This is a genomic window from Pseudomonas sp. xss_2 (assembly GCF_043104195.1).
In the GTDB taxonomy this organism is placed as follows: Bacteria; Pseudomonadota; Gammaproteobacteria; order Pseudomonadales; family Pseudomonadaceae; genus Aquipseudomonas; species Aquipseudomonas urmiensis.
The window spans coordinates 1-11602 of the sequence record NZ_JBICKL010000044.1 but is presented as its reverse complement, the minus strand read 5'-3'; the positions used below and the strand labels follow the sequence as shown (position 1 = coordinate 11602).

The 11602-nt window shown below is 62.9% G+C and carries 9 protein-coding genes; 3 read left to right on the top strand and 6 right to left on the bottom strand.

The window, feature by feature from the left end; translation table 11 throughout:
* Positions 1 to 12 precede the first annotated feature (12 nt).
* From ACF8K2_RS07340 to edd, 6 genes are all read right to left on the bottom strand, one after another.
* Positions 13 to 1299, bottom strand: a complete 1287-nt coding sequence (locus ACF8K2_RS07340; RefSeq protein ID WP_392464114.1) for an ABC transporter substrate-binding protein — start codon at positions 1297 to 1299, stop codon at positions 13 to 15.
* A gap of 107 nt (positions 1300 to 1406) precedes the next feature.
* Entirely contained in the window at positions 1407 to 2657 is a 1251-nt protein-coding gene (locus tag ACF8K2_RS07335; RefSeq protein WP_392464113.1) for an AGE family epimerase/isomerase, read from the bottom strand.
* A gap of 142 nt (positions 2658 to 2799) precedes the next feature.
* Positions 2800 to 4254, bottom strand: coding sequence for an ATP-binding protein (locus ACF8K2_RS07330; protein WP_392464112.1), 1455 nt, complete (start codon positions 4252 to 4254; stop codon positions 2800 to 2802).
* Entirely contained in the window at positions 4235 to 4960 is a 726-nt protein-coding gene (locus ACF8K2_RS07325; protein ID WP_392464110.1) for a response regulator, read from the bottom strand. The genes ACF8K2_RS07330 and ACF8K2_RS07325 overlap by 20 nt, the downstream gene beginning before the upstream one ends.
* 123 nt (positions 4961 to 5083) lie before the next feature.
* A complete protein-coding gene (locus ACF8K2_RS07320; RefSeq protein WP_392464109.1) occupies positions 5084 to 6043 on the bottom strand; it encodes a glucokinase in 960 nt (319 codons plus the stop codon).
* Complete coding sequence (edd, locus tag ACF8K2_RS07315) at positions 6040 to 7866, bottom strand: phosphogluconate dehydratase (RefSeq protein WP_186556429.1); 1827 nt, start codon at positions 7864 to 7866, stop codon at positions 6040 to 6042. Before edd ends, ACF8K2_RS07320 begins: the two co-directional genes overlap by 4 nt.
* A 280-nt stretch (positions 7867 to 8146) precedes the next feature.
* On the opposite strand from edd, the gene gap reads away from it, so the two are divergent.
* The 3 genes from gap to ACF8K2_RS07300 all read left to right on the top strand — a co-directional run bounded on the left by gap (position 8147) and on the right by ACF8K2_RS07300 (position 10947).
* Positions 8147 to 9148, top strand: a complete 1002-nt coding sequence (gene gap, locus ACF8K2_RS07310; RefSeq protein ID WP_392464108.1) for a type I glyceraldehyde-3-phosphate dehydrogenase — start codon at positions 8147 to 8149, stop codon at positions 9146 to 9148.
* Positions 9149 to 9377: 229 nt separating this feature from the next.
* Positions 9378 to 9890: an RNA polymerase sigma factor gene (locus ACF8K2_RS07305; RefSeq protein ID WP_186556431.1), complete on the top strand. Its 513-nt coding sequence runs from the start codon at positions 9378 to 9380 to the stop codon at positions 9888 to 9890.
* Positions 9891 to 9984: 94 nt separating this feature from the next.
* On the top strand, positions 9985 to 10947 hold the full coding sequence (locus tag ACF8K2_RS07300; protein WP_186556432.1) for a FecR domain-containing protein: 963 nt from the start codon (positions 9985 to 9987) through the stop codon (positions 10945 to 10947).
* Positions 10948 to 11602 lie beyond the last annotated feature (655 nt).

Below are 11602 nucleotides of genomic sequence, written 5' to 3'. Positions count from 1 at the left end.
TTCAGAGGCGTGCTATTGCGCTGCCTTGATCGCTGCACCCAGCTTCTTCGCAGCATCCGCAGGATCGGCCTTGGGGTCATTGATGTAGTTGGTCACCACATCGAAAAACGCGCCCTGCACCGCCAGGTTGGTCGCCATGTTGTGCGCCATGCTCGGTTGCAGGCCGCCGTTCTGGGCGTCGGCAAGGAAGTCCTTGGCCGAGGTTTGCGCGCAGGCATCGAAGCCATGCTTGGCCATGTCGGCGAGCAGGTCCTTGCGCACCGGGATCGAGCCTTTGTTGGTGCTGAACAGTTTCTGGAAGTGCTCGCCCATGACCACCTTGGCGATGTCCTGCTGTCCGGCGGAAGTACCGGCATCCTTCTGCTTGAACACCACCAACGAGTCGATGTTGTAGGTGAAGGCCTTGTCGGTGCCGGGGAACGGCACGCACTGGTAATCCTGGCCGGCGACCTTCTTGGCCAAGGTCCATTCGCTCTTGGCCCAGTCGCCCATGACCTGCATGCCGGCCTTGCCATTGATGACCTTGGCCGCCTCCAGGTTCCAGTCCTGGCCTTTGCCGTCGACATCCATGTAGGTTGCGACTCGCTTGAGCTCGGTCAGCGACTTGACCATGTCCGGACCGGTCAGGGTGGCGTTATCGAGGTCGACGAAGGCTTTCTTGTAGCCGTCCGCCCCCATCACCGACAGCACTACCGCTTCGAATACGGTGCTGTCCTGCCACGGCTGGCCACCATGGGCGAGCGCGATGAAGCCTGCGGCCTTGAGCTTGTCACCAGCGGCATAAAATTCTTCGAGGGTGGTCGGCAGCTTGTCGATACCCGCCTTCTTGAACACTTCAGGGTTGATCCACAACCAGTTGACCCGGTGAATGTTCACCGGCACCGCCACGTAGTCGCCGTCGAACTTGACGGTGTCGGCGACCTTCTTCTCCAGCAGAGCGTCCCAGTTATCGGCCTTGGCTACATCCTTGAGTACGTCGCTGTCGAGCAGCCCGGTGGAGGCCCAGTCCTGGATATCCGGCCCCTTGATCTGGGCGACGCCTGGCGGATTGCCGGCGACTGCACGGCTTTTGAGCACCGTCATGGCCGTTGCACCGCCACCGCCTGCGACTGCGCCATCTTTCCAGGTGAACCCATCTTTCTCGACCTGGGCTTTGAGTACGTCGACCGCGGCTTTCTCGCCGCCCGAAGTCCACCAATGCACCACTTCCACGCTGCCTTTGGAATCGGCGGCCAGGGCGCTGAGGGGGAATAACGAGGCAAGAGAGATCGCGGCGGCGAGGCGGAGAGTCGAATTCATCGGAGTACCTTTCTTGTTGTTATGCAGTGCAAGACTGTCGCTTGCGTTGCAGAGCAGTGTAATAACGCTTGGATGGCGCCAGGTAACGAAGCGCTGTGCGAATGTCATCACTTGGTTACATTGGCCCGGGCGAGTGCAGTAGCCAGGCTGGGCGCCAGCGGCAAAGCAGGTAGCAGCACGGCCTGGTAGGCATGGTAGAGGTCGGGTTTGCCGCCCCAGATGCTGGCGCTGGGGCGATTATCTGGGTCCAACTCGTGGTGCCAACTGCCAGCGGCGCGGTCGATCAAGTGGCTATCGATGAACGTCCAGAAACAGTGGTACCAGCCCTGGTAATGGGCCTCGCTGGTGCGCCGCCATAACGCTGCGGCGGCAGCGCTGGCTTCGGCGTGGGTCCAGTGCAGGCGCTGGCGCACTACCGGGCGCTTATCCCAATCCAGGGTATAGACGATGCCTGGGGCACCGTCGGCGTGCCAACCGTGTTCACAGGCGCTGTCGAACAGGCCACGGGCGGCGGGCAGCAGCCAGTCAGGCGTGGCCAGGCCGGCCAACTGGCGCGCGGCCTCCAGGTGCAGGAGCAAGCGTGACCATTCGAAGCCGTGCCCGGGGGTGATGCCATAGGGGCGAAAGCCATCGGCAGGGTTCGCCACGTTGTACTGCGCCAGTGCTTGCCAGCGCGGGTCGAAATGCTCGATGACCTGATAACTGTTGGCCTTCGCCTGACCATGGATGATGCGTTCGACGATCCTAAGCGCGCGATCCAGCCAGACGCTGTCGCCGGTGACATCGGCCAGAGCGAGGAACGCCTCGGTCGCGTGCATGTTGCTGTTAGCACCGCGGTAGGCTTCCTCCTGCTGCCAGTCGCGGCTGAAACTTTCACGCATGGCGCCCTCCTCGTCGCTCCAGAAATGCCTTTCGATGATCTCGCTTGCCGCCTGTAACAGCTGCGGCGCAGCGGTGCTGCCGGCGACTACTGCAGAGCTGGCCGCCAGGGCGACGAAGGCATGCAGGTAGGCCGCCTTGCCGGTATCGCCATAGCGAGTGGGTTTGGCGAACCAGCCGCCGAAGCGGGTGTCGCACAATGGGCCGCTGAGGGCCGCCACACCATGCTCGACCAGGGCCAAACAGCCTGGAATACCTTGCACATGAGCCATGGCGAAGCAGTGGGTCATACGCGCAGTGATGATGGTTTCGGCGATGGCCTCGTTGGGCAAACGCCCTTGTGCATCGAGGCCGGCGAAGCCTTCGGCAAGTCGCGAGGCCTTGGCGAATGAGACCAACCGTTGCCCTTCAGCCAGCAACCAGGTGAGATGCGCGGGTGAATCGAGCGAACGGGTGAGCGGAAATTGATCGGTGCTCATCGATCTGCTTCGTCCTTGTCGAGGACAGGCCAGATGCCTGTCGTGAAGCGAGATTCTAGCCAGCGCTCGGTGGCCGCCATGTCACGAAGGCTTGTGCGAATGTCACCTGGTGGTGACATTTTCTGGGCGTAGTAGTGTCAGGTCACTCAGGCGTACGTGGCAGACACAAGGTCACCCGCAGCCCGCCCTCACGCAAATTCAACAGGCTCACTTCGCCCCCATGACTGTGGGCAATGTTGCGTGCGATCCCTAACCCCAAGCCATAACCCTGTTGCTTACCCGCCAGGCGAAAGTGCGGCTCGAACACCTGCTCCATCTGCTGCTGCGGCACGCCCGGGCCCTGATCATCCACCTGCAAGACAAACCCTTCGGCGCCATCGATGATGCGCAAATGCGCGCGCTCGCCGTACTTGATGGCGTTATCGATCAGGTTGCCAATGCACCGGCGCAGCGCCAGGGCCTTGCCTGGATAAGGCGCCTGGGCACTGCCCTCCAGGGTAATGCGGCCATCACCCAGATACGGCTCAGCCAGGAGCTCCAGCATTTGATTGAGGTCGATCGGCTCGATGTTCTCGTGAATGTCGGTGTCCTTCACGCACTGCAAGGCACCTTTGACCAGCAGCTCCAGCTCATCCAGATCACGGCTGAACTTGGCTTGCTGGCGCTCGTCTTCGAGCAACTCGACCCTCAGCCGCAGGCGGGTGATTGGCGTGCGCAGATCGTGGGAAATGGCACTGAATAACTGGCTGCGCTCCGTCAGGTAGCGACTGATGCGTTCGCGCATACTGTTGAACGCGCGCCCCACTTCGACCACTTCGCTGCCGCCACCTTCGACCACCGGCGCTACATCGGCGCCCAGCGACAACTCTCGCGCCGCCTGCGCCAGGCGCTTCAACGGCCGGCTTTGCCAATGCACCAGCAGGCCGATGAACAGCAACAGCATGGCGGTGGTCAGGGCGATGAAACCCATCTGCTGGCGGGGCAACCGTTCGGCCTCAAGGCTGGTATAGGGCTCGGGCAGCAGTGAGGCGATATACAGCCACTCGCCCTGGCCCAGGCGAATCTGCGTCACCAGTACCGGCGGATTGAGCGGCTCGAGGGTCAGCGAATAATGTGCCCACGAGCGCGGCAGCTCATCGAGCTTGAGCCCACTGTTGAAGATGCGCAGCTCATCGGGGCTGACGAACTCGACGGACACTTCGATCTGCTGCCCGAGCCGCTCATGCAGCACCTGTTGGAACACCTCGATCACGGCCTGCTTGCGTGGGGTGATCGGCAGCACGGCCATGTCCAGCGGCTTTTCGTTGAGCGAAACGAAAAACCGCGTGCCGCCCATGCTGCGCAACTGGTCGAGCACCATTGGCCGGTAGGCCACTGGCAGCGAGCGAAAATAACTGACGCTGGCACTCATCGAATGGGCCAGGCTACTGGCACTGGCCCGTAGCCCCTGCAGCTGGCTGGCGCGCAGTTGCGCGACCCAGATCAGGCTCGACAAACCCTGGGCGAGCAGCACCACCAACAACGTCAGCAGCAGCATCCGCCCCAGTAACGAGCGCGGCAGCAGGCGCCAACGCCGCTCAGTTAGCGGGGCAGACATGTGCCGCCAACAAGTAGCCGCTGCCCCGTACGGTGCGAATCAAGCGCGGCGGCTTGTCGGTGTCGCGCAGGCGTGAGCGCAAGCGGCTGACCGCCATGTCGACGATGCGGTCCAGCGGCATCGGCTCGCGCCCACGGGTGGCATTGCCGATGGTGTCGCGGTCGAGGATCTGCTGCGGGTTGTCGAGAAACAGCTTGAGCAAGGCAAAGTCGGCGCCGGAGAGGATCACCTCTTCGCCGTCGCGGTGGAACAAGCGGTGGCTGACGGTATCCAGACGCCAGTCGTCAAAGGCCAGCACCGCACTGCTCGGTGCAGCCTGGCCAAATTCGGCGCGGCGCAGCAGGGCCTTGATGCGGGCCTGCAACTCGCGAGGGCTGAACGGTTTGCCAAGGTAATCGTCAGCGCCCAGTTCCAGGCCGATGACCCGGTCGGCTTCGTCGGAGCTGGCGGTGAGCATGATGATCGGCACCCGCGACAAGCGCGGGTGCTGTCGGACCCAACGGCACAGGCTGAAGCCGTCTTCGTCGGGGAGCATGACATCGAGGATCACCAGGTCGCAGGGTGCGCTGTCGAGGGCCTGGTGAAAGCCTTGGCCATCGGCTTCGGCACGGACCTGAAAGCCCGAGCGGCTGAGGTAGGTTTGTAACAGTTCGCGGATTTCCTGGTCGTCATCGACCATCAGGATCGATCGGGCGGCAGTGCTCACAAAAATCCCTTCCCCTGCTCAGCGCGGGTCTGAATGCCCGCTGTTATTTTATTTCGCTTCCAAGGTCTTCATCGCGGGGCATCGTGGGAGCGGGCTTGCCCCGCGATGAAGACAACCAGGAGATCAATGATCAAATGCTTGCTGCAGAGCCACCCCTGCTCCCCGCAACCCAGAAAACTCAGCCGTCACCAACCATACCGGCACACCGCTGAAATACCCACTCATGCACCCCTTGTCGGCAAAACTCGCGGCAAAACCACTGCGCAAAAACAACTCGGCAAAGCGCGGAATCACGCCACCAACGATATAAACCCCACCTCGCGCGCCCAGGGTCAGGACATTGTTCCCCGCTACCCGTCCAAGGAACCGGCAAAACTGCTCGACCACCGCCAACGCCCGTGGCTCACCGGCCAAAGCCGCATCGGTGATCTCAGCCGGGGTCTTGTGCCGCTGGACGTCGCCATCCAAGACACAGATCGCCTGATACAAACGCACCAACCCACCACCACTGAGCACGGTCTCGGCACTGACATGGCCGATCTGCCGATGAATCTCTTGGTGAATGGCCGCCTCGCGCGCGTTGCCCACCGGCAGGTCGACATGGCCGCCCTCCCCGGGCAACGCCAGCCAGCGCTGCTCACCCAAGCGCAGCAAACTGCCCACGCCAAGGCCGGTGCCAGGCCCGATCACCAACGCCGGACGGCTCGGGTCGGCAGCGCCGCCGCACACCTGGCGAAACTCGCCATCGCGCAGGCGGGTCATGCCCAGGGCCATCGCGGAAAAATCATTGATCAGTTGCAGGTGCTCGACTTGCAGGGTCTGGCAGAACGCCTTGCGGCTCAGCCGCCAGTGGTTGTTGGTGAAGCGAAACTCATCGCCATCCACCGGCCCAGCCACCGCCAGGCACACCGCCGCCAGGCCGCCACGGGCTATGCCTTGCTCACGCAGATAGGCCTCGATTGCCTGCTCGGGGCTGGTGTAGTCGGCGGTGGCCAGCACCTGCACGGCGTGCAGCTGGTTGTCGCGCCACAGGGCAAAACGTGCGTTGGTACCGCCAATGTCGCCAACCAGCAGGTCTTTCACTTGAGGTTCTCCAAGCCAGAGGTAAAGGCGCTGGCGCCCTGCTCGGCCGGGCTGAACGCCACACGCATGAAGCCGAACAGCTCGCGACCACAGCCCAGGTCATTGCCCAGCGGTGCGGCTGGCAGCTCGCGGCTGGCCAGTTCGTCGGCCGAGACCATCAGCTGCAAGGTGCCTTCGACACCATCGACCCGCACGATATCACCATCACGCACGCGCGCCAGCGGGCCACCATCATAGGCTTCCGGGCAGACGTGAATGGCTGCCGGGATCTTGCCCGATGCGCCGGACATGCGTCCATCGGTCACCAGTGCCACCTTGTAACCGCGATCCTGCAACACCCCGAGGAACGGCGTGAGCTTGTGCAACTCAGGCATGCCATTGCAGCGCGGCCCCTGGAAGCGCACCACGGCGACGAAGTCGCGCTCCAGCTCGCCCGCCTTGAAGGCATCGGCCAGCGACTGCTGGTCATGGAACACCCGCGCTGGCGCCTCGACCACCTGATGCTCAGGCGCCACGGCAGAGACTTTCATCACTCCGCGGCCAAGGTTGCCCTCCATGACCCGCAGGCCGCCCTCAGCGGAGAATGGCCGAGATACCGGGCGCAGAATGTTTTCATCCAGGCTCTGCAACGGGCCTTCGCGCCAGACCAAACGGCCATCCTCGAGGAACGGCTCCTGGGTGTAGCGGCGCAGGCCGTGGCCTGCCACGGTGTTGACGTCTTCATGCAGCAGCCCGGCATCGAGCAGCTCGCGAATCAAAAACGACATACCGCCTGCCGCCTGGAAATGGTTGATGTCGGCCTTGCCGTTCGGATAGACGTGCGACAGCGTCGGCACCACCTCGGAGAGGTCGGCCATGTCCTGCCAGGTCAGCTGGATGCCTGCTGCCTGAGCGATAGCCGGGATGTGCAGGGTGTGGTTGGTCGAACCGCCAGTGGCGTGCAGGGCGACGATCGAGTTGACCAGCGCCTTTTCGTCGACGATCTCACCCAACGGCATGAAACTGCCGCTGGCCTTGGTCATCCGCGTCACTTGCTGCGCCGCCTCGGCCGTCAGGGCGTCGCGCAGTGGCGTGTAGGGGTTGACGAACGAGGCGCCGGGCAGGTGCAGGCCCATCACTTCCATCACCAGCTGGTTGGTGTTGGCGGTGCCATAGAAGGTGCAGGTGCCAGGGCTGTGGTAAGACTTCATCTCCGACTCGAGCAGCTCCTCGCGGCTGGCCTTGCCCTCGGCATAGCGCTGGCGCACGTCGGCCTTCTGCTTGTTGGAAATGCCCGAAGGCATCGGCCCGCCGGGGACGAAAATGGTCGGTAGATGGCCGAAGCGCAGCGCGCCCATCATCAGGCCCGGGACGATCTTGTCGCAGATGCCGAGCATCAACGCGGCATCGAACATGTTGTGTGACAAGGCAATCGCGGTGGACATGGCGATCACTTCGCGGCTGGCGATGGCCAGCTCCATGCCCGGCTCGCCCTGGGTCACGCCATCGCACATGGCCGGCACGCCGCCAGCGAACTGGCCGACCGAGCCGATCTCGCGCAGCGCCTGTTTGATCTGTTCGGGGAAATGCAGGTACGGCTGGTGCGCCGAGAGCATGTCGTTATAGGCCGAGACGATCGCCACGTTGGCCGCGTTCATCATGCGCAGGCTGTGCTTGTCCTCGGCACCGCAACCGGCCACACCATGGGCGAAGTTGGCGCACTGCAGGCTGGCGCGCATGGGGCCATCACTGGCCGCGCCACGAATCAGTTGCAGGTAGCGCTCACGGGTGGGACGGCTGCGTTCGGTCAGCCGTTGGGTGACCTCAAGGATGCGCGGGTGCATGTACTGGACTCCAGGCTGACTGTAAGGGTGGTCTGAAGCGGCATTTCCCCTCCAAACGATTGCGACCTAGGCTCAAGGTAAAGGTGCCTGGTGCAACGCGGAAACAGCTCGCCCGACCACTCGTTGTATGTTTAAACAAAATACTGCCATCAAAAGGGCTTGTTTTCTATCCCGCAACGCATAATCTTGTAATTCCAATAACAAAACCGTTTCAGTGAAGATGCTTTTTTGGCTACAGTCCTTGTGCCACAGCCTTCACCCGACTGCCAGAGGTATTGCCATGACCCTTCGCATCGCCATCAACGGATTCGGCCGCATCGGACGCAACGTCCTGCGCGCACTCTATACCCAAGGCTACCGCCAGGACCTGCAGGTCGTCGCAATCAACGACTTGGGTGACAGCGCGATGAACGCCCACCTGCTCAAGTACGACAGCGTGCACGGCATCTTCGACGCCCAGGTCGAGGCCGATCACGAGAGCCTGACCGTCAATGGCGACCGAATCGCCGTCAGCGCCATCCGCAATCCGGCCGAACTGCCGTGGAAGGCCGAGGCGATCGATGTGGTGTTCGAATGTACCGGGCTGTTCACCGAGCGGGCCAAGGCCGCTGCTCACCTGAGTGCCGGCGCGGGCAAAGTGATCATCTCGGCGCCGGGCAAGGGCGTCGATGCCACCGTGGTGTACGGCGTCAACCATGACGTGCTGCGCGCCTCGCACCAGATCATCTCCAGCGCTTCGTGTACCACCAACTGCTTGGCGCCGATTGCCCAGGTGCTGCACCGTGAGTTCGGTATCGAGCAAGGCCTGATGACCACCATCCATGCCTACACCAATGACCAGGTGCTGACTGACGTCTACCACAGCGACCCGTTCCGCGCGCGCTCGGCGACCCAGTCGATGATCCCCAGCAAGACCGGCGCCGCCGAGGCGGTCGGCCTGGTACTGCCGGAGTTGGCCGGCAAGCTCACCGGCATGGCCGTGCGGGTGCCGGTGATCAACGTGTCGTTGGTCGACCTGACCGTGAACCTCAAGCGCGAGGCCAGCGCCGAAGAGGTCAACCAGCTGTTCCTCGAAGCCAGCCGCCACTCCCGTGTACTGGGCTACAACGCCCTGCCACTGGTGTCGTGCGACTTCAACCACAACCCGCTGTCGTCGATTTTCGACGCCAACCACACCCGCGCCAATGGCCGCATGCTCAAGGTATTGGCCTGGTACGACAACGAATGGGGCTTCTCCAACCGCATGCTGGATAACTGCCTGGCGCTGTGTAGCGCACGCTAGGCGCAAGCCAGGGGACGTGGGAGCCACGGGTATGGGAGCCACGTGGGAGCGGGCTTGCCCCGCGATAGCGCTGTCCGATCCAGCGCTATCGCGGGGCAAGCCTCTTCTCACACACCTGCCCGAACCCACCCCTGCAAACATCACCTTACCAATTCTTTACCTGTCCAAGGCTTGACCAACAGCATGGATGATAAGCATTATCATTCATCCGCATCGGTCAGGTTTCCCCGTGAGTCAGTCTCGCTTCAACACCGTTTTCCTCTCCCAGCGTCTCAGCCTGCTGCGAACGCTACAGGGCATGGTGGGCAACCCCAGCACGGCGGAAGACCTGCTGCAGGAGACTTACCTGCGGGTCACCCGGGCCTTGGGCGAGCGGCCGATCGAGCATCTGGAGCCGTTCGTCTTCCAGACGGCGCGCAACCTCGCCCTCGATCACTTGCGCGCCCGCCGGGTGCAGGCGCGGACCTTGGTCGACGACGTGCCCGAGCAAGTGCTGCACAACGTTGCCGCACCGGCCAGCAGCAGCGAGGACGCCGCCCACGCCGAGCAACTGCTCAAGCACCTGAGTGTAAGCCTCAGCCAGCTGACCTCGCGCCAGCAGCAAATTTTTATCCTCAGCCGCCTGCATGGCGCCAGCTACATGGAAATCGCCGAGCAGCTGAACGTCTCGGCCAGCACGGTTCAGAAGGAACTGAAACTGATCATGGCCATCTGCATGGGTGTAGCCGATCGACTCAAGTGAGCCGACCGCTCGCCGCCTGGGTTTGGCAAAGCGCTTGCCTTGCCCCGGCGCAGCCATGATCATTTGCAAAAAACGCTCATCGCAAGGATCACCCGTGACTGACAGCCATGCCCCCCGCCCATCACCCGCCGGGCCCGATGCCCGCGCCCGTGCCATGGACGAGGCGCTGGACTGGCTGGTGCGCCTGCAATGCGCCAGCGAAGCAGACACCCATGAATTCGAGACCTGGCTCAGTGCCGCGCCGGAGAATGCCGAGGCCTACGTCGAGGCTGAGGCCTTGTGGAATGGCGCGCCCCTGCGCCAGGCCGCCGTGCAGATTCATCAAAGCCGCCGCAACGCCTTGAGCGCACGTGTTCGCCGCCACTGGAAGCCGCTGGCGACAGCGGCCGTGCTGCTGGTCGGGCTGTTCACCTTTGGCAACCTGCCGGTGCGTTTGCAGGCCGATCACTTGACCGTGGTTGGCGAACGCCAGCGCTTGCAGCTGGATGAGGGGGCCAAGGTGTTGCTCAACACTAACTCGGCGTTTGCCAGCGATCTGCGCGATGGCCGACCGGTCGCCCGGTTGCTGCAGGGCGAGGCGTATTTCCAGGTGAGCGGTGGCAGTCAGTTGCCACTGGAAGTGCAGGCGGGGCCGTTGCGGGCACAGGTGCGCGACACGGATTTCGCGGTGCGTTACCTGGATGGCGAGGCGCAGGTTCGCGTGCAGCGGGGAGATGTCGATCTGCAGGCGGCGAGTGACCAGCGTATCCGGCTCACGGCCGGTGACAGCATCAGCGTTGGTCCGCAGGGCTTCGGTGAACGGTTGCGGCCTGACATGCACAAGGATCTGGCCTGGGTCGATGGGCGGCTGGTGTTCGAGAACTGTCCGTTGAGCCAGGTGCTTGCCGAGGTCCGGCGGTACTATCCTGGGTGGATCATCAATCGCAATGATCAACTGGATCATGTGGCGGTGACCGGGAATTATCGGCTGGATCAGCCGCTGGAGACGCTGCGGGCGTTGGCTCATATGACTTCGGCGCAGTTGCATGAGTATCCGGCGGTGGTGATTTTGAACTGAGGTTGGGTTTGGGTTTGGGCTTGTAGAAGTTTGGACATATCCATTGGCGATGGCGACGCTGAGTCACCTTTCCGCCCTTACGGCGGGTCACTTTTTGGCAAACGCCCGGTGTGCCGGCCCAGCCAAAAGTAACCAAAAAAGTCTGCGCTCCACCATCCGGCCCTACGCTGCGCTTCGGGTCCCCTCGCTTCGGTGCCTTTCGGGCCCGCGCGGCCTACGATTTGCTACGCAAATCTACATCTCGCGCCTTCGGCTACGCCGAAGGGTGCTGCGCACCTGGCCCTACAGACACCTACGCTCGGCCTCCTGAAGTCGCGAAGTTAGTGGCGGCGCCTGGGCTGGCGTTATCTGGCGATAGTGGCAGGTGTGGTGGATAGTCGGCCGTCATCGCGGGGCAAGCCCGCTCCCACGGGTACCGTCAGCCGCAAGAGCGGCGCGGTACTTGTGGCAGGTGTGGTGGATATTCTGGCCTCTTCGCGGGCTTGCCCGCGAAGAGGCCGGAACAAACAACACACAATAGAAAAATCAAAATTTGGCTTTGGCTTCTGCGAGAGCGTAGCGATTCGCTGCTCTTGATCTTCCTGCGCGCAAGTTCAGACGACGCCGATTCGCGACTTCAGGAGGCTGAGCAGAGGTGCCTGTAGGGCCAGGTGCG